Source organism: Halopseudomonas sp. T1L2 (genome assembly GCF_055397385.1).
Genome location: NZ_AP040865.1, coordinates 2,102,698 through 2,118,862, shown reverse-complemented (window position 1 = coordinate 2,118,862; position 16,165 = coordinate 2,102,698). Strand labels below are relative to the sequence as shown.

The 16,165-nt window shown below is 60.4% G+C and carries 19 protein-coding genes; 16 read left to right on the top strand and 3 right to left on the bottom strand.

All coding sequences use genetic code 11. The features are described 5' to 3' along the window. Positions 1 to 4 precede the first annotated feature (4 nt). The 3 genes from ACZ5WQ_RS09915 to ACZ5WQ_RS09905 are packed head-to-tail and all read left to right on the top strand — an operon-like array spanning position 5 to position 1,876. On the top strand, positions 5 to 334 hold the full coding sequence (locus tag ACZ5WQ_RS09915) for a hypothetical protein (protein ID WP_228245111.1): 330 nt from the start codon (positions 5 to 7) through the stop codon (positions 332 to 334). Between the two features lie 3 nt (positions 335 to 337). After that, positions 338 to 1,033, top strand: coding sequence for a uracil-DNA glycosylase (gene ung / locus ACZ5WQ_RS09910; RefSeq protein WP_464382254.1), 696 nt, complete (start codon positions 338 to 340; stop codon positions 1,031 to 1,033). Between the two features lie 27 nt (positions 1,034 to 1,060). Continuing rightward, on the top strand, positions 1,061 to 1,876 hold the full coding sequence (locus tag ACZ5WQ_RS09905; RefSeq protein WP_228245113.1) for an enoyl-CoA hydratase: 816 nt from the start codon (positions 1,061 to 1,063) through the stop codon (positions 1,874 to 1,876). A 24-nt stretch (positions 1,877 to 1,900) separates the two neighbouring features. On the opposite strand, the gene ACZ5WQ_RS09900 is transcribed toward ACZ5WQ_RS09905, so the two are convergent. Both ACZ5WQ_RS09900 and ygfZ read right to left on the bottom strand, forming a co-directional pair. Next, entirely contained in the window at positions 1,901 to 2,734 is an 834-nt protein-coding gene (locus ACZ5WQ_RS09900) for an HDOD domain-containing protein (RefSeq protein WP_228245114.1), read from the bottom strand. Between the two features lie 21 nt (positions 2,735 to 2,755). Next, positions 2,756 to 3,676 (bottom strand): CAF17-like 4Fe-4S cluster assembly/insertion protein YgfZ, encoded by a 921-nt coding sequence (gene ygfZ / locus ACZ5WQ_RS09895; protein WP_228245353.1) that lies wholly within the window; start codon positions 3,674 to 3,676, stop codon positions 2,756 to 2,758. A 194-nt stretch (positions 3,677 to 3,870) separates the two neighbouring features. Here ygfZ and ACZ5WQ_RS09890 point away from each other — a divergent pair, with 194 nt between their 5' ends. Together ACZ5WQ_RS09890 and ACZ5WQ_RS09885 are read left to right on the top strand one after the other, a co-directional pair. Beyond that, positions 3,871 to 4,125: an FAD assembly factor SdhE gene (locus tag ACZ5WQ_RS09890; RefSeq protein WP_088273335.1), complete on the top strand. Its 255-nt coding sequence runs from the start codon at positions 3,871 to 3,873 to the stop codon at positions 4,123 to 4,125. After that, positions 4,109 to 4,561, top strand: coding sequence for a hypothetical protein (locus tag ACZ5WQ_RS09885; RefSeq protein ID WP_228245115.1), 453 nt, complete (start codon positions 4,109 to 4,111; stop codon positions 4,559 to 4,561). Before ACZ5WQ_RS09890 ends, ACZ5WQ_RS09885 begins: the two co-directional genes overlap by 17 nt. On the opposite strand, the gene nadB is transcribed toward ACZ5WQ_RS09885, so the two are convergent. Further along, positions 4,530 to 6,143: an L-aspartate oxidase gene (nadB, locus tag ACZ5WQ_RS09880; RefSeq protein ID WP_228245116.1), complete on the bottom strand. Its 1,614-nt coding sequence runs from the start codon at positions 6,141 to 6,143 to the stop codon at positions 4,530 to 4,532. The two genes, ACZ5WQ_RS09885 and nadB, sit on opposite strands and share 32 nt — an antisense overlap. A 257-nt stretch (positions 6,144 to 6,400) precedes the next feature. Between nadB and rpoE the strand changes: the two genes are divergently transcribed. The 11 genes from rpoE (at position 6,401) to recO (ending at position 16,136) form a co-directional block, all read left to right on the top strand. Then, positions 6,401 to 6,976: an RNA polymerase sigma factor RpoE gene (gene rpoE / locus ACZ5WQ_RS09875; RefSeq protein WP_088273341.1), complete on the top strand. Its 576-nt coding sequence runs from the start codon at positions 6,401 to 6,403 to the stop codon at positions 6,974 to 6,976. Positions 6,977 to 7,033: 57 nt separating this feature from the next. Beyond that, complete coding sequence (locus ACZ5WQ_RS09870) at positions 7,034 to 7,657, top strand: sigma-E factor negative regulatory protein (protein ID WP_088273343.1); 624 nt, start codon at positions 7,034 to 7,036, stop codon at positions 7,655 to 7,657. After that, complete coding sequence (locus ACZ5WQ_RS09865) at positions 7,657 to 8,613, top strand: MucB/RseB C-terminal domain-containing protein (protein WP_088273344.1); 957 nt, start codon at positions 7,657 to 7,659, stop codon at positions 8,611 to 8,613. The genes ACZ5WQ_RS09870 and ACZ5WQ_RS09865 overlap by 1 nt, the downstream gene beginning before the upstream one ends. Then, the gene (locus ACZ5WQ_RS09860; RefSeq protein WP_464382253.1) at positions 8,610 to 9,083 is read left to right on the top strand and encodes a SoxR reducing system RseC family protein; all 474 of its coding nucleotides are present in this window, start codon (positions 8,610 to 8,612) and stop codon (positions 9,081 to 9,083) included. Before ACZ5WQ_RS09865 ends, ACZ5WQ_RS09860 begins: the two co-directional genes overlap by 4 nt. A gap of 47 nt (positions 9,084 to 9,130) precedes the next feature. Beyond that, on the top strand, positions 9,131 to 10,555 hold the full coding sequence (locus tag ACZ5WQ_RS09855) for a DegQ family serine endoprotease (RefSeq protein ID WP_228245119.1): 1,425 nt from the start codon (positions 9,131 to 9,133) through the stop codon (positions 10,553 to 10,555). 163 nt (positions 10,556 to 10,718) lie between these two features. Then, a complete protein-coding gene (gene lepA / locus ACZ5WQ_RS09850) occupies positions 10,719 to 12,518 on the top strand; it encodes a translation elongation factor 4 (RefSeq protein ID WP_088273899.1) in 1,800 nt (599 codons plus the stop codon). A 21-nt stretch (positions 12,519 to 12,539) separates the two neighbouring features. After that, complete coding sequence (gene lepB, locus ACZ5WQ_RS09845) at positions 12,540 to 13,418, top strand: signal peptidase I (RefSeq protein ID WP_088273900.1); 879 nt, start codon at positions 12,540 to 12,542, stop codon at positions 13,416 to 13,418. Positions 13,419 to 13,464: 46 nt separating this feature from the next. Further along, the gene (locus ACZ5WQ_RS09840; RefSeq protein WP_088273348.1) at positions 13,465 to 13,842 is read left to right on the top strand and encodes a DUF4845 domain-containing protein; all 378 of its coding nucleotides are present in this window, start codon (positions 13,465 to 13,467) and stop codon (positions 13,840 to 13,842) included. Continuing rightward, the gene (gene rnc / locus ACZ5WQ_RS09835) at positions 13,839 to 14,528 is read left to right on the top strand and encodes a ribonuclease III (protein ID WP_088273350.1); all 690 of its coding nucleotides are present in this window, start codon (positions 13,839 to 13,841) and stop codon (positions 14,526 to 14,528) included. Before ACZ5WQ_RS09840 ends, rnc begins: the two co-directional genes overlap by 4 nt. Further along, entirely contained in the window at positions 14,521 to 15,423 is a 903-nt protein-coding gene (gene era / locus ACZ5WQ_RS09830) for a GTPase Era (RefSeq protein ID WP_088273352.1), read from the top strand. The genes rnc and era overlap by 8 nt, the downstream gene beginning before the upstream one ends. 5 nt (positions 15,424 to 15,428) lie before the next feature. Beyond that, positions 15,429 to 16,136, top strand: a complete 708-nt coding sequence (recO, locus tag ACZ5WQ_RS09825) for a DNA repair protein RecO (protein ID WP_285677604.1) — start codon at positions 15,429 to 15,431, stop codon at positions 16,134 to 16,136. Positions 16,137 to 16,165 lie beyond the last annotated feature (29 nt).

The window sequence follows — 16,165 nt, the reverse complement described above, 5'->3', positions numbered from 1 at the left end:
ACCGATGTCGCAAGCGCAGGAAATCAACAAGCTGCCGATCATTCTCACGGCCATTATCACCGTGATTGCCACGGTCGCCGTGCTGCATTTGTACGGCTATCTGAATATCGTCAACCCGGAGGAAGGGCTGGAGCTTGCCGACTATCGGGTGGTAACGGTCGGTTCGGAGGAGGCGGGCAGTCTGCGCCGTAATCCGGCCAAGCACGAGGCCGAATGTGTCGACGGCATTCTGGTGCTGCACGCCAGCAATATGAACGGCCTTTCCGGGGTGCTCAGGGATAGCCGTGATCGCGTGGTCCGCTGCGTCAATCAGGCGGTACCGCTGGCGGAGTAACCCATGACGGAACGGGCAGTGCAGTTGAAGCCAGACTGGCTTGATGCCCTTCAGGGCGAGTTCGCGCAGCCCTACATGCAGCAGCTGCGCGATTTTCTGCAGGCCGAAAAGGCGGCGGGCAAGGCGATCTTTCCGCCGGGTGCGCTGATCTTCAATGCGCTCAATTCAACGCCGCTGGACAAGGTACGGGTGGTGATTATCGGGCAGGACCCGTATCACGGCCCCGGGCAGGCGCACGGCTTGAGCTTCTCGGTGCCGCCGGGGGTGCGTACGCCGCCGTCGCTGCGCAATATCTTCAAGGAAATCAATCGCGATCTTGGTCTGCCAATACCGCAGCACGGCTGCCTGCAGTCATGGGCAGAGCAGGGCGTATTGCTGCTCAATGCAGTGCTGACGGTCGAGCAGGGCCAAGCCGGGTCGCACGCTAGGCGGGGTTGGGAACGTTTCACCTCGAGGGTGATCGAACTCGTCAATGAGCGCTGCGAACACTGTGTCTTTCTGCTGTGGGGTAGCTATGCCCAGCGCAAGGGTGAGCAGATTGATCGAACCCGGCACTGTGTGCTGACCTCGGTGCACCCTTCGCCGCTGTCCGCCCATCGTGGCTTCATCGGCAACGGCCACTTTTCCGCAGCGAACGACTATCTTGTCAGTAACGGACTGGCACCCATCGACTGGAGCTTGCCAGACCCTCTCCGGTAACTTGCCTGACGACTGCTGGAGATTGTCATGGAACATGCTCTGCAACCCTATACCGCGCTGGTTCCGCGCACCGACAAGCTGGTGGTACAAAAGGCCGGCCATACGGCGCTGGTCACCATCGACAACCCGCCGGCCAATACCTGGGATTCCGATACCCTGCACGGGCTGCCGGACCTGCTCAGGCATCTGAACAATGACCCGGATATCTATGCGCTGGTGCTGACCGGGCGCGGCGAGCGTTTCTTTTCGGCGGGCGCCGACCTGAAGATGTTTGCCGATGGCAATCCTGCCCGCGCCCGGGAGATGGCGCGGTTGTTCGGCCTGGCATTTGAGGCGCTGCGCGACTTTTCCGGGGTCACCATTGCTGCCATCAACGGTTACGCGATGGGGGGTGGGCTGGAGTGCGCTCTGGCCTGCGATATTCGCATCGCCGAGCGGCAGGCGCAGATGGCGCTGCCGGAGGCGGGCGTCGGCTTGCTGCCCTGCGCGGGAGGCACTCAGGCGCTCGCCTGGCTGGTTGGAGAGGGCTGGGCCAAGCGCATGATCCTGTGCGGCGAGCGGGTCGATGGAGTGCGTGCCGAGCGCATCGGTCTGGTCGAGGAATGTGTTGAGCAGGGGCAGGCACTGGGCGTGGCGTTGCACCTGGCGGCGCAGGTTGCACGGCAGAGTCCGGCGGCTGTGCGTTACTGCAAGGAACTGATTCAAGGGGGCAGAGATCAGCCGATCAATACCCTGCTGGCGCGTGAGCGCGAGCGCTTCGTCGATCTGTTCGAGCTGGAGGATACGGTAGAGGGCGTAAATGCCTTTCTGGAGAAGCGACCGCCGCAGTGGACGCGGCGGTAACCGGAGGCTCGCACTGCTGCTGGCTCAGGCCAGCAGCTGCATGGCGGCTTCCATTTCGGCTGACAGGTCTTCGTCTTCCTGCTCGCCTGCCGGATCCAGCCCCAGCTTGGCGAAGGAGGGGATCGTGCTCCAGTCCATCAGTGCATAGGGGTGCTGAGTGCCTGCCAGTGACTGCAGCATGGCGACCTGAACAATGTCGGCGTAATCGACGCTGGACGAGTTGCGCTGAAAGTCCAGGTGCTCCGAGGGCACGTGACGCAGTGGTGCCGGAAAGTCCCAGGCCTGCAGGATGCGATCCCCGAGAACCGGATGGATGCGGTCAATGACCAGATTGAGACTGATGGAGTCGCGCAGCAACTGCGAGTTTTCCTCGGCATACGACAGAATCGGCAGCACGCCAATCTGGTGCACCAGGCCGGCAAGCGTGGCCTGGTCGGGCTTGAGTTTGGTGTAGTGACGGCAGAGAACGTGGCTGATGCCTGCCACTTCGGTACTGCGGGTCCAGACCTCACGCATCTTGCGATCAATGACGTCGGAGGTCGCCTGGAACATTTGTGACATCGCCAAACCGGTTGCCAGGTTGGCGGTGTAGGTAATGCCCATGCGGTTGACTGCCATGGCCAGATCAGTGATTTCCTGACGACTGCGCAGCAGCGGGCTGTTGACGACCTTGATCAGTCGGGCGCTGAGGGCCGCGTCGTTGCTGATTTCCTTCACCAGGTGGGGAATGCTGACATCCGGATCCTCAGCTGCCTCGCGTACTCGCAGGGCGACTTCCGGCAGTGTGGGCAGCACCAGTTGGTCTTTCTCGATGGCCTGTATCAGCTCGTCCTGGACGCGCTGGGCAAGATCTGTCATCTCGTGTCCCTTGTTTCTCTGTTATTCGGCTTCTGCGCTGGTGAGTTCGCGTTCATAGGGCAGGTCGGCAAGGCTGATCAGTGGTCCGTCGCTATCGCCTGCACTCAATGTGGTCAATTGTGCCGCATCTTTCTGAACAACAGCCAGCATTTCAATGGCCTTATGGCTGCGGGCGGCCATGACGACCTCTCCAACCGCCTTGCCGCTCTCGCGGTCGACGATCTCGGTACCGGGCGAGGGCGGTGCTTCTCCGGCCATCAGCAGACGGTACATGCGGCGTTTCAGCTTGCCCAGGTACTGCATGCGCGCCACGATTTCCTGACCGGTATAGCAGCCCTTGCGGAAACTTACACCGCCGAGCTGCTGAAGGTTGAGCATTTGCGGGATAAAGTGCTCCCGGGTTTCGTCGCTGACCTGGCCGACCCCGCTGCGAATGCGCTGCAGCTGCCATTGGTTCAGGCTGACCGGATCGGCATGCTGGCACAGGGTGTCCAGCAGATACTCGGCTTGCTCGGTCGGCACCCACAGGACGCAGGCGCCGCCGGGCAGGCCGATGGCAAACAGGTCATCCTTGTGCGCCACCGTGCCATTGGCTGGCATGTCGAGGCCACAGCTCTGCAGGGCCGCATCGGCGGCTTCGCCCCAGATACCGAAGCCGACCCGGTTGTCACTCTGGTCGCTCAGTTCGCATTTGTAGAAGACGGCGTACTTGCCGAGATCGGCGAGCTGTGCGGCGATCAACTGGCGATCAAGGCCCAGCATGACGCCCTGATCCGTTCGCCACAGGTAAAAACTCGACTGCATTCTGCCCTTGGGGTTACAGCGAGCACCCAGGGTGGCAGTGGTGCCGGTGACGGATTTCAGGTCGCAGGTGAGCTGGCCCTGGAGAAACTTGTCGGTATCGACGCCTTCAACGGCGATAATGCCTTCGTGGCTCAGCATGCTGATGCAGGTGGCGCAGTCTGCCCGGTCGTCAGTAAAACGAGCGGCGAGGTCGGGTAGTTGAGTCATGCCTGTCGTTGTTCCAATGGTTCAGGTGGTACATCATAGGGGCCATGGCAGGTGCTTGTCAGGCGTTGCCTGACGTTATAATGCGGTTTTTACCGAGCAGATCAATCCTCACTGTGGAGTTGCCGATGTCGGCCGATATAGAAATGAAGCGCTTGTTCTGGCATAGCCGTCGCGGCATGCTGGAGCTGGATGTATTGCTGGTGCCCTTCCTGCAGGAAGCGTATCCGACGCTGGAGGCAGCCGATAAGCAGCGTTATCAGAAGCTGCTGGAATGTGAGGATCAGGATATGTTCGGCTGGTTCATGCAGCGCAGCAAGCCGGAGGACCCGGATTTGCAGCGCATCGTGGAGATGATTCTCGATCGTGTACAGCCCGACTGAATACCTTTTGCTGCGTCGCCAGCCTTCACGCTGGCTGGCGCTGGCCCTGATGTTGATGGGCTTGCTGGCCTGTGTCGGTGTGTTGCAAAGCGCGCTGCCCCTTTGGCCGAGTCTACTTTGTCTGTTGCTGGTCGCCTGTTACTGCAGCTGGGTCTGGCCGCGTCAGATCAGCCTGAGTCACCCGCACTCGGTAACCGGTCTGCGCTTTGACAGCGACGGTTGGCACATTCTGCGGCGTGATGGCTCGGAGGTCGCTGCCCGGCTGCTTGGCGATACCTATGTCAGTGCCATGCTGACGGTCGTTCGGTTGCGTGAGCAGGGGCGCTGGTGCCCGGTGTCGGTCGTGTTGCCGGCCGACGCAGCCTCCGAGGAAAGCCTGCGGCGGTTGCGTCTGCGGCTGCGTTTCAGTCGCCAGCGCTGGGCGGCTGCAGAATAGTATCCTGCGCTTCGTCCAGCTGCGCCGGAAAGTCCAGCGTGTAATGCAAGCCGCGGCTTTCACGGCGCAGCATGGCCGAACGGATGATCAGGTCGGCCACCAGGGCCAGGTTGCGCAGCTCAAGCAGATCGCGGCTGACCCGGTAGTTGCTGTAGAACTCGTGAATTTCGGCGCGCAGCATGTCGACCCGGTGTTTGGCCCGCTGCAGGCGCTTGGATGTCCGTACGATCCCTACGTAGTCCCACATAAAGCGCCGCAGCTCATCCCAGTTGTGCGAAATGATGACGTCCTCGTCCGAGTCGGTCACCTGGCTCTCGTCCCAGTTGGGCAGGTTCTGCGGCATGGCGATGCGGTCAAGCTGCTCCAGAATGTCACGACTGGCGGCGCGGCCGTAGACGATGCACTCGAGCAGCGAGTTGCTGGCCATGCGGTTGGCGCCGTGCAGGCCGGTAAAGCTGGTTTCACCGATGGCGTAAAGCTGATCGATGTCGGTTCTGCCGCTGCTGTCGACCATCACGCCGCCGCAGGTGTAGTGCGCTGCGGGGACCACCGGAATCGGTTCCCTGGTGATGTCGATACCGAAGGCCAGGCAGCGCTCGTGCACGGTCGGGAAGTGGCTGCGGATGAAGTCGGCCGGCTTGTGGGTGATATCCAGATAGACGCAATCGAGCCCCAGACGCTTCATCTCGTGGTCAATCGCCCGGGCCACGATGTCACGCGGTGCCAGTTCGGCGCGCTTATCGAAGCGCGGCATGAAGCGCTCACCGTTGGGCAGACGCAGTAGCGCCCCTTCACCTCGCAATGCTTCGGTAACCAGAAAGCTTTTGGCCTTGGGGTGATACAGGCAGGTTGGGTGGAATTGATTGAATTCCATATTGGCTACCCGGCAGCCGGCCCGCCAGGCCATGGCAATGCCGTCGCCCGAGGCGCTGTCGGGGTTGCTGGTGTACAGATACACCTTGCTGGCGCCGCCGGTAGCCAGCACGGTGAAGCGTGCAGCAACGGTTTCGACGTGGCCCGTCGAGCGGTTCAGGATATAGGCGCCGAGGCATTGATTGCCGTCGCGGCCGAGCTTGTGGGTGGTGATCAGGTCGACTGCAACGCGGTTGTCGAGCAGCTCGATGTTGTCGTGCTGCTGGGCGCGCTGCAGCAGCGTATTGAAAATCGCGGCGCCGGTGGCGTCGGCGGCGTGAATGATGCGCCGGTGGCTGTGGCCGCCTTCGCGGGTCAGGTGAAAATCGTCACTTTCGCTGCCGTCCTCGCGTCGTTCGCGGGTGAAGGGGACCCCCTGTTCAACCAGCCAGCCGATCGCATCGCGGCTGTCGCCAACGATCTGGCGCACGGCATCTTCATGGCACAAGCCGCCGCCGGCGATCAGGGTATCCTGAACATGTGCATCGACCGTGTCGGTGTCGTCAAGCACGGCAGCAACGCCGCCTTGCGCCCAGAACGTGGAGCCTTCCGACAGCTGCCCCTTGCTGAGCACGGCGACACGCAGGTCGCTTGCCAGGTGCAGTGCCAAAGTCAGGCCGGCAGCGCCGCTGCCGATGACCAGTACATCGTATTGCCGTTGTTGAGTCATTGCGTTCTTTGCGCTCAATGCTTGCGTCGAGGTGGCCTAGTATATAGAAGGCGAGTCGCTCACAATACTGCCACCCATGGGGGAGTGCCTGGGGCATCACTGCGGTTGATATGAGTGATGGCTTATTGCATTCAAGGGGGAACTTTTTAACATCGCCCGTGCTCCTAGTCCTGAACCTGAGTGAGGGGAGAACTTTTGGTTACATCTTGTGTCTACGATAACAACGCTGATCGCGGACTCCGAAGAGTGGCAAGTCAATGACGGGGCAGAGCGATCAACAGCTGGTTGAGCGTGTTCAGAAGGGCGACAAGCGTGCCTTCGACCTGCTGGTTCTCAAGTACCAGCACAAGATTCTCGCGCTGGTGACCCGTTTCGTGCATGACAGTCACGAAGCGCAGGATGTGGCTCAGGAGGCCTTTATCAAGGCGTACCGTGCGCTGCCGAATTTTCGCGGCGACAGTGCCTTCTACACCTGGCTGTATCGCATCGCGATCAATACGGCGAAGAATTATCTGGTGGCACGCAATCGCCGCCCGCCGGACAGCGATATAGCCGCAGATGAGGCGGAGTATTACGACGGCGACAGCATTCTCAAGGATATTCACTCGCCCGAGCGCGACATGTTGCGCGACGAAATCGAGCAAGTAGTGAACCGAACGCTGCAACAGTTGCCTGATGATTTAAGAACGGCTTTGACCCTGCGCGAGTTCGAAGGGTTGAGCTATGAAGACATTGCCAATGTGATGGACTGTCCGGTAGGCACAGTTCGATCCCGGATCTTCCGGGCGCGGGAGGCAATCGACAAAGCCCTGAAACCGCTGCTTGAAGCCTAGGTAGCAGGGTGGGGTGCAACGCAGTGAGCCCGATGGGCCAACAGCAGAGGTAAAGCAATGAGAAGCGAAGTCTTGCAGGAGTCTCTTTCCGCGCTTATGGATAACGAGGCTGACGAGCTGGAAGTGCGCCGTGTTCTCCAGGCCGCTGAGCAGGACCCGGCACTGCGTAGTACCTGGTCGCGCTATCAGGTGGCACGTGCGGTGATGCACAAGGAGCCTTGGCAGGGGGCTGTTGATCTGTCTGCAGGTATTGCTGCCGCGCTGCGCGACGAGCCAGAGCTGCAGATGGCGCCGGCGCCAGCCGATGTCAAACCGGTCTCCACTATCTGGCGCAACCTGGGCCGTGTTGCAGTGGCCGCTTCGGTGACCCTGGCGGTGCTGGTCGGTGTGCGCATGGTCAACCAGGGCGATGCGCCCGGCGGTGCTCAGATGACGGCCGGCACCATGACCGCGCCGTCGATGCTGCAGGCCAACCCGGCAGCGCGTTCCGGTGCGGTGCTGGCAGGGTACTCGCAGGCCGGAAACGCCGGTGCAGAGCCTCTTGCGCCTGCTCAAGCGCCGTCTGCGTGGCACGAACAGCGCATCGGTCGCTATCTGCGTGAGCATGCCGAATCCAGTGCGCAGATGGCGAGTCCGCAGCTCATTCCTTATGCCCGTGCAGCCAGCATGGAAGGTCGCTAGTGGTCGGTTGTCGATGCTCGCTGAGCGGCCTGACCCTGGCCGCTCTGCTGATCTCGCCGCTGGTTCAGGCACGCGATGCCGGCCAGTGGCTGCAGGGAATGGTCGACGCATCAGGACAGCAAAGTTATTCGGGGTCGTTTGTCTACGAGCGCTCCGGCAGTTTCAGCACCCACCATATCTGGCACCGCGCCGATGGTGATGGCGTCACCGAGCGCATGTTGCGCGCCGACGGCGAGCCGCAGGAATGGGTGCGACGTGACGGACAGATTCAATGCGCCAGCTCCTTCGCCGCAGTGTCGGGCTGGCGCGGTGAGGCACCTGCGACGCTGAATCCGGCTCAGCTGCAACGCTGGTATGCACTGGAGGTGCTGGGCACCACCCGGGTTGCGGATCGCCCGGTTACGGTGATCGCCATGAAGCCCCGTGACGCGTTTCGTTATGCCTATGAGCTGTATCTGGATGACCAGACCGGCATGCTGCTCAAGTCCCTGCTCATTAACGAGCGCAATGTGCTGCTTGAGCGCTTCCAGTTTACCGATGTGCAGTTTGCCGAGTTGACGGACGAGCAGCTCGAACCGGGAGCGAGTTGTCTGACGCTGGCCGAGCACCCGCTTGAAAAGCGTGTGGATACCTCCGGCTGGGTGCCTGGCTGGATTCCGCCGGGTTTTGTTGCCGGCGAGCCGGTAGTTCGCACACTGGCGGTCAATGAACCGCAGGTCATGAGTCAGGCCTTCAGCGATGGCCTGGCTCGATTTACCCTGTTTGTCGAGCCTTTGGGTGATGGGGCCCTGGCGGAAGATTTGCTTGCTCAGCTGGGGCCGACCGTGGCTGTCAGTCGTCGATTGCAGGTCGAGGGTGTGGGGTATCTGGCAACCATCGTCGGTGAAATTCCCCCGGCAACCGCCGAGCGTATCGCCGCGTCCTTTCCCTTTGCGACTGCGGAGATGGCCCAGTGATTGAAGAGCGCGGGCGAGTCCTCAGTGTTGAAGAGGGGGCGGTGTGGGTTGAAACGGTGCGCAGCAGCACCTGTGGCAACTGCGCCGCCAAGGCCGGTTGCGGCCAGGCATTGCTCGCACGGGTTGGCAGCGGTGCCAGGCGCGGATTTATCCGTGCCCTGACCGATCGCAGTTGGCAAATAGGTGATGAAGTCTTTATCGGTATTCCCGAGGACGCCGTCGTGCGCGGCGCGCTCTGGGTTTATCTGACTCCACTGCTCGGATTGTTTGCTGCCGCTTTGCTGGCGCAGGCGCTGGGGGCAGCGGAGCCGATGGTGATCTTGGCTGCGGTATCCGGTCTGATCGCCGGTTTTGCAGTGGTTTGTTGGCACGGCCAGCGAGCCCAGCGTGACCCGCAGCTGATGCCGCAGGTGTTGCGTTCTGCCGGGCAGGCGATGCCCCTCGTCCAGGAGGGACGGCTGAACGGCTGATGTCTTGCAAGATGGTCCTTGAGTACAGGTGAGGAGAATTCAGGCTTATGTTGTCTGTTCGACGTTGGGTCCTCGCAACTGCGAGCGTGCTGGTCCTGGGGTGGCAATCACTGGCAGTTGCCGCGGATTTGCCGGACTTTACCGAGCTGGTGGAGGAGGCCTCCCCGGCTATCGTCAATATCAGTACCCGTCAAAAGGTATCCAGCCAACCGGTTGCAGGCATGCAGGGTATGCCTGATCTGGAGGGCATGCCGCCGATGTTTCGTGAATTCTTTGAGCGCAGCTTCCCGCAGGCCCCGGCGCCACGCGAGCGAGAGGCTCCCCAGTCGCTCGGCTCGGGCTTCATTATTTCCCGTGATGGCTATGTGCTGACCAATAACCATGTGGTAGCCGATGCCGACGAGATTTTCGTCCGGCTGTCTGATCGTCGGGAAATGCAGGCGGAGCTGGTCGGCGCTGATCCGCGTTCTGACCTCGCGTTGCTGAAAATTGATGCCGGTGACGACCTGCCGGTAGTCAAGATCGGCAAGTCGGCGGACCTCAAACCGGGCGAGTGGGTGCTGGCGATTGGTTCGCCGTTCGGCTTCGACTACTCGGTAACCGCCGGTATCGTCAGTGCCAAGGGGCGCAGCCTGCCGAACGAGAATTATGTTCCCTTTATTCAGACTGACGTAGCGATCAATCCGGGTAACTCCGGTGGTCCGCTGTTCAACCTGGACGGCGAAGTGGTGGGCATAAACTCCCAGATCTTCACTCGCTCCGGTGGCTTCATGGGGCTTTCGTTCGCCATCCCGATGGACGTGGCAATGGACGTGGTCGAGCAGATCAAGGATAGCGGCAGTGTCCAGCGTGGCTGGCTGGGTGTCGTCATTCAGGAGGTCAACAAGGATCTGGCCGAGTCGTTCGATCTGCCCAAGCCGGCCGGTGCCCTGGTGGCCCAGATCATGCCGGGCGGTCCTGCCGACAAGGGCGGTTTGAAAGTCGGCGATGTCATCCTCGAGTTCAATGGTCACGAAGTGGTGCGCTCGTCCGACCTGCCCCATGCGGTAGGCCGGGTTCGTCCCGGAACCGACGCAACGCTGGTGGTGATGCGTGACAAGCAGCGCAAGACGCTGACCATGGAGATTGGCACGCTGCCGGATGATGATGCGGTTGCGGCAACAGGCACCAATGAACAGGCGCCGAGCGCAGCGTCCAACCGTCTTGGCGTGACGGTCGTCGAGTTGACTGATGACCAGAAGAAGAACCTGGATATTCACTCCGGTGTTGTGGTCCGTGAGGTGAGCCGGGGGCCGGGTGCGATGGTCGGGCTGCGGCCCGGCGATATCATCACCAACCTGGACAATCGTTCGGTGGATTCGGTGGAAACCTTCACGCGTATTGCCCGTGATCTGCCGGACAATCGCTCTATCTCCATGCGGGTGATTCGTCAGGGCCGCGCCAGTTACATCACCTTCCGCCTGGCGGAGTAAGTCGTCGCCACAGGCTTCCGGTCATCAGCGGTCTTGAGATGGCGATGACCGGGGGCTGCAGCGATGGCGACATGGCTGCTAATCAGGTAAACTCGCGGGCTGTTTTGGGGAGTCGCCTCCCCGTCTCGCCATGTCTGGCAACCCTGTCTGGATGATCCGCGCTGTGAGTGACCTTAGCCTGATTCGTAATTTTTCCATCATTGCCCACATCGACCACGGCAAGTCGACGCTGGCCGACCGCTTTATCCAGATCTGCGGTGGCCTGAGCGAGCGTGAAATGGAAGCGCAGGTACTCGACTCCATGGATCTGGAGCGCGAGCGTGGTATCACCATCAAGGCACACAGCGTCACGCTGTATTACACCGCCAAAGACGGCAAGACCTACCAGCTGAACTTTATTGATACCCCAGGTCACGTGGACTTTCACTACGAAGTCAGCCGCTCGCTCGCTGCCTGCGAGGGCGCGCTGTTGGTGGTGGACGCTGCGCAGGGTGTGGAGGCGCAGTCGGTAGCCAACTGCTACACCGCTATCGAGCAGGGCCTTGAGGTCATGCCGGTGTTGAACAAGATCGACCTGCCCCAGGCCGAGCCGGAGCGGGTCAAGGCCGAGATTGAAAGCGTAATCGGCATTGACGCGACAGATGCGGTTGCCTGCTCGGCGAAGAGCGGCATCGGTGTCGAGGATGTGCTCGAAGCGCTGATTCACTCCATTCCTGCGCCTGAAGGCGAGATCGAAGCACCGCTGCAGGCATTGATCATTGATTCCTGGTTCGACAACTACCTTGGCGTGGTGTCGCTGGTGCGCGTCAAGCATGGCCGGATCAAGAAGGGTGACAAGGTGCTGGTCAAGTCGACCGGCAAGACCCATCTGGTCGACAGCGTCGGCGTGTTCAACCCCAAGCATACCGAAACTGTTGACCTGAAGGCCGGTGAAGTAGGCTTCATTATCGCCGGTATCAAGGACATTCATGGTGCGCCGGTGGGCGATACCCTGACCCTGTCCAATACCCCGGATGTCGATCCGCTGCCGGGCTTCCAGAAGGTCAAGCCGCAGGTTTATGCCGGCCTGTTTCCGGTCAGTTCTGATGATTTCGAGGATTTTCGCGAGGCGCTGCAGAAGCTGACGCTGAACGATGCTGCGCTGCAGTTCGAGCCGGAAAGCTCCGAGGCACTGGGTTTTGGCTTCCGTATCGGTTTCCTCGGCATGCTGCACATGGAGATCATCCAGGAGCGCCTGGAGCGCGAGTACGATCTGGATCTGATTACCACCGCCCCGACCGTAGTGTTCGAGGTGGAGAAGAAGGGCGGTGAGGTTATCTACGTTGATAACCCGTCGCTGCTGCCCGACCCCTCGATGATCGAGGAAATGCGCGAGCCGATCGTGCGTGCCAACATTCTGGTGCCACAGGATCACCTCGGCAGCGTGATCACGCTCTGTATCGACAAGCGTGGCGTGCAGCACGACATGGTCTTTCTCGGTACCCAGGTTCAGGTTGTCTATGATCTGCCGATGAATGAGGTGGTACTCGATTTCTTCGACCGGCTGAAGTCGGTCAGCCGCGGCTATGCTTCTCTGGACTACAGCTTCGACCGCTTCCAGCCGGCCAAGCTGGTGCGTCTTGACGTGCTGATCAATGGCGAGAAGGTCGACGCGCTGGCGTTGATCGTGCACCGTGACAACGCGGCCTTCAAGGGACGCCAGTTGGTCGAGAAGATGAAAGACCTGATTCCGCGACAAATGTTCGATGTGGCGATTCAGGCTGCCATTGGTGGCCAGATCGTCGCCCGCTCAACCGTCAAGGCGTTACGCAAGAACGTACTTGCCAAGTGCTATGGTGGTGATGCCAGCCGGAAGAAAAAACTGCTTGAAAAGCAGAAGGCCGGCAAGAAGCGCATGAAGCAGGTGGGTAGTGTGGAGATTCCGCAGGATGCGTTCCTGGCGGTACTCAAAGTCGACAACTAGAGACGGTAAGCGCGAACGATGATGCATATCAACTTTCCACTGGTGCTGGTGATTGCGGTTGCCGTCAGTGGGTTTCTGGCCCTGCTTGATCGTATCGTGCTCGCGCCACGTCGTCGTCGCGCGATTGCCACCTATGAAGCCCAGGTCGATGTTGCCGACCCTCAGACCATAGCTCGGCTGGACAAGGAGCCGCTGCTGGTCGAATACGGCAAGTCGTTCTTTCCTGTGCTGGCGGTAGTGCTGATCCTGCGTTCCTTCCTGGTTGAGCCGTTCCAGATTCCCTCCGGCTCAATGAAGCCGACATTGGACGTAGGCGACTTTATCCTCGTCAACAAGTTTGCCTACGGTATTCGCCTGCCGGTGATCGACACCAAGGTCATCCCGATTGGCGAGCCGCAGCGTGGTGATGTCATGGTATTCCGTTACCCCAACGACCCTGCCATCAACTACATCAAGCGTGTTGTCGGCTTGCCTGGCGATCATATCCGCTATGCTGGAAAGCAGCTGTATATCAACGGTCAGAAGATTGAACACGAACTGGTTGAGATCGTGCCGGATGACGAAGTGCCGGACGGTCATCCGCTGCAGGCAGTGGCAAAGGCGGCTATCTTCAATGAGCAGCTCGGTGAGGTGAGTCATCAGATCCGCCAGAAGCAGCTGTCGCAGACGCCCAGACCGAACGAGTGGGTGGTGCCCGAAGGGCACTATTTCATGATGGGCGATAACCGCGACAACTCCAACGACAGCCGTTACTGGCAGTCTGCGGATATGCCCAGGGAGTTGTGGGGAATGGTTCCCGACAACTATATTGTGGGTAAGGCCTTCGCGGTCTGGATGCATTGGCCGGAACCGAAACTGAGCAATCTGCCCAGTTTTTCGAGCGTCGCTCTGATCCATTGAGTGCGCCGAACAGGATATAACATCAACGACGGATTACGAGGTTCTCATGCGCCACTCACAGCAAGGGGCATCCTTCTTCGGCTGGCTGGCCGTTATTGCGCTGATTGTCTTCGGCATGATCATTGCCATGAAGCTGACCCCGATCTACATGGATCATTACTCGCTGCGCAATATCATTACCACGGTCAATGAAGATCCGACCATCAAGATCAACTCGCTGCGTGACTTGAACAGCTACATTGACAAGGGCATGCAGCTCAACGGCATTCGCGACATCGACGCGAAGGAAGCCATCAAGGTGACGCAGAGCGGCCAGAACGCCTACACCCTGGTGCTCAAGTACGAAGTGCGAGCGCCGTTGCTGAATACAGTGGATCTGCTGGTCCACTTCGACGAAACATTCATTATCAGACCGCTAAAGTGAGCAACAAGCTAGACCGACTAGAGCGCAGGATAGGCTACCAATTCAAGGACCAGGACCTGCTGGTGCTGGCCTTGACCCACCGCAGTCTCGGTGGGCGCAACAATGAACGCCTGGAGTTTCTGGGTGATTCGATTCTCAATTTTGTTGCCGCCGAGATGCTGTTCCAACATTTTCCCCAGGCCCGAGAAGGCCAGCTTTCGCGGCTGCGTGCACGCCTGGTCAAGGGTGTAACCCTGGCCGAGCTGGCCAAGGGCTTTGAGCTGGGCGAGTACCTGCGCCTGGGTTCCGGCGAGCTGAAGAGCGGAGGCTTTCGCCGCGAATCGATCCTGGCGGATGCAACCGAGGCGATCATCGGTGCCATTTATCTGGATGCCGGGCTCGAACCGGTCCGCGAGCGGATTCTGCACTGGCTGGGCGAGCATATTGCGACCCTGACGCTGGTCGACAACAACAAGGATCCGAAAACACGGCTGCAGGAGTTCCTGCAATCGCGTCAAAGCGAGCTGCCGCGTTACGAAGTGATCGAGAGCAGTGGTGAAGCCCACTGCAGAACATTCAAGGTGGACTGTCAGGTCGCATTGCTGGCCGAACGCACCTACGGCGTTGGCAGTAGCCGCCGCCTTGCAGAACAACAGGCAGCCCAGCAGGCGTTGATCGCCCTGGGTGTGGAGCGAGCCGATGACTGATGCTGTTTCCCGCTGCGGTTACGTAGCCATTGTCGGCCGGCCGAATGTCGGCAAGTCGACCCTGCTGAACCATATTCTCGGCCAGAAGCTGGCCATCACCTCGCGCAAGCCGCAGACAACCCGTCATACGCTGCTCGGTATCAAGACCGAGGGAGCGGTGCAGGCGATTTATGTCGATACCCCCGGCTTGCACAAGGAAAACGAGAAAGCCCTCAACCGCTTTATGAACAAGAGCGCCAGTCAGGCCCTGCGTGATGTTGACGTTGTCCTGTTTGTGGTTGACCGGCTGCGCTGGACCGATGAAGACCAGATGGTGCTGGAGCGGGTGCAGTATCTGACCTGTCCCGTGCTGATCGTGGTCAACAAGCTCGATCGGATGGACGACAAGAACGAGCTGTTGCCGCATCTGGAATGGTTGACCAAGCAGTTGCCCAACGCCGAAGTTGTCCCGGTGTCTGCATTGCAGGGGCGCAATATCGACCGTCTGGAGTCGCTGATTGCCGAACGGCTGCCGGAGAGTGAGCACTTCTACCCGGAAGATCAACTGACCGACAAGAGCTCGCGTTTTCTGGCTGCCGAGCTGGTACGTGAAAAGGTCATGCGTCAACTGGGCGCCGAGATTCCCTATCAGGTTGCGGTTGAAATCGAACAGTTCAAGCAGGAAGGGCGCATTCTGCATATTCACGCGCTGATTCTGGTCGAGCGTGAAGGGCAGAAGAAAATCATCATTGGTGACGGCGGTGAGCGGTTGAAGAAGATCGGTCAGGAAGCGCGCCTCGACATGCAGAAGCTGTTTGGCAGCAAGATCATGCTCAACCTCTGGGTCAAGGTGCGTCGCGGCTGGTCTGATGATGAGCGCGCCCTCGGTTCGCTGGGTTATCGCTTCGACGACTGACCTGCATGCGCGAGCACCTGCAGCCTGCCTACGTCCTGCACAGCAGGCCCTACCGTGACACCAGTGCACTGGTAGACCTGCTCAGCCTGCAGGGCGGGCTGCAGCGGGTTGTCTGGCGCGGGGCGCGGGGTAGCGGTCGCGGTGTTCGCCCTCAACCCTTCGTGCCGCTGCTGGTCAGCTGGCACGGCCGCGGTGACCTGAAATCCCTGCAGCAGGCTGAAGTGGCCGGTGCTCATGCACGACTGCAAGGGCAGGCGCTGTTCAGCGGTATGTACCTCAATGAATTGCTGGTTCGTCTGCTGTCACCGGGTGACGCTCAGACGCTGCTGTTTGCCGGCTATCAGTCGGCGCTGGAGCGGCTGGCGTCGTCGCCGTCTTCGGTTGAACCGATTCTGCGTGAATTCGAGTGGCGTCTGCTGGAACTGCTGGGTTACGGTTTCAGTCTGACCGAGGACGCCGATCAGCAGCCGGTGCTGCCTGATACCCTGTATCGCTGGAGTCCGGATCTGGGTTTGTATCCGGTGGTCGATACCTCCTCAAGTGGTCTGTCCGGGCGAGGGTTGCTGGCGATGGCCGCGCTGGACTGGACCAGCGTCGACGCGCTGCCGGTTGCCAAGCGGCTGATGCGCCAGGTGCTGGCTGTTCACCTAGGCGATCGTCCGCTGGTCAGTCGCCAATTATTTGCCGCGGGTCGCACGGGCGAGCCGCGCTGAGTCAAGGGCGGATCGCCGCCCGGCATAGT

Excerpts from the sequence above, each read along its gene's own strand:
- ACZ5WQ_RS09915 (WP_228245111.1), top strand. The coding sequence starts at position 5 with ATGTCGCAAGCGCAGGAAATCAACAAGCTGCCGATCATTCTCACGGCC.
- ung (WP_464382254.1), top strand. The coding sequence starts at position 338 with ATGACGGAACGGGCAGTGCAGTTGAAGCCAGACTGGCTTGATGCCCTT.
- ACZ5WQ_RS09905 (WP_228245113.1), top strand. The coding sequence starts at position 1,061 with ATGGAACATGCTCTGCAACCCTATACCGCGCTGGTTCCGCGCACCGAC.
- ACZ5WQ_RS09900 (WP_228245114.1), bottom strand. The coding sequence starts at position 2,734 with ATGACAGATCTTGCCCAGCGCGTCCAGGACGAGCTGATACAGGCCATC.
- ygfZ (WP_228245353.1), bottom strand. The coding sequence starts at position 3,676 with ATGCTGAGCCACGAAGGCATTATCGCCGTTGAAGGCGTCGATACCGAC.
- ACZ5WQ_RS09890 (WP_088273335.1), top strand. The coding sequence starts at position 3,871 with ATGTCGGCCGATATAGAAATGAAGCGCTTGTTCTGGCATAGCCGTCGC.
- nadB (WP_228245116.1), bottom strand. The coding sequence starts at position 6,143 with ATGACTCAACAACGGCAATACGATGTACTGGTCATCGGCAGCGGCGCT.
- rpoE (WP_088273341.1), top strand. The coding sequence starts at position 6,401 with ATGACGGGGCAGAGCGATCAACAGCTGGTTGAGCGTGTTCAGAAGGGC.
- ACZ5WQ_RS09870 (WP_088273343.1), top strand. The coding sequence starts at position 7,034 with ATGAGAAGCGAAGTCTTGCAGGAGTCTCTTTCCGCGCTTATGGATAAC.
- ACZ5WQ_RS09855 (WP_228245119.1), top strand. The coding sequence starts at position 9,131 with ATGTTGTCTGTTCGACGTTGGGTCCTCGCAACTGCGAGCGTGCTGGTC.
- lepB (WP_088273900.1), top strand. The coding sequence starts at position 12,540 with ATGCATATCAACTTTCCACTGGTGCTGGTGATTGCGGTTGCCGTCAGT.
- ACZ5WQ_RS09840 (WP_088273348.1), top strand. The coding sequence starts at position 13,465 with ATGCGCCACTCACAGCAAGGGGCATCCTTCTTCGGCTGGCTGGCCGTT.
- era (WP_088273352.1), top strand. The coding sequence starts at position 14,521 with ATGACTGATGCTGTTTCCCGCTGCGGTTACGTAGCCATTGTCGGCCGG.
- recO (WP_285677604.1), top strand. The coding sequence starts at position 15,429 with ATGCGCGAGCACCTGCAGCCTGCCTACGTCCTGCACAGCAGGCCCTAC.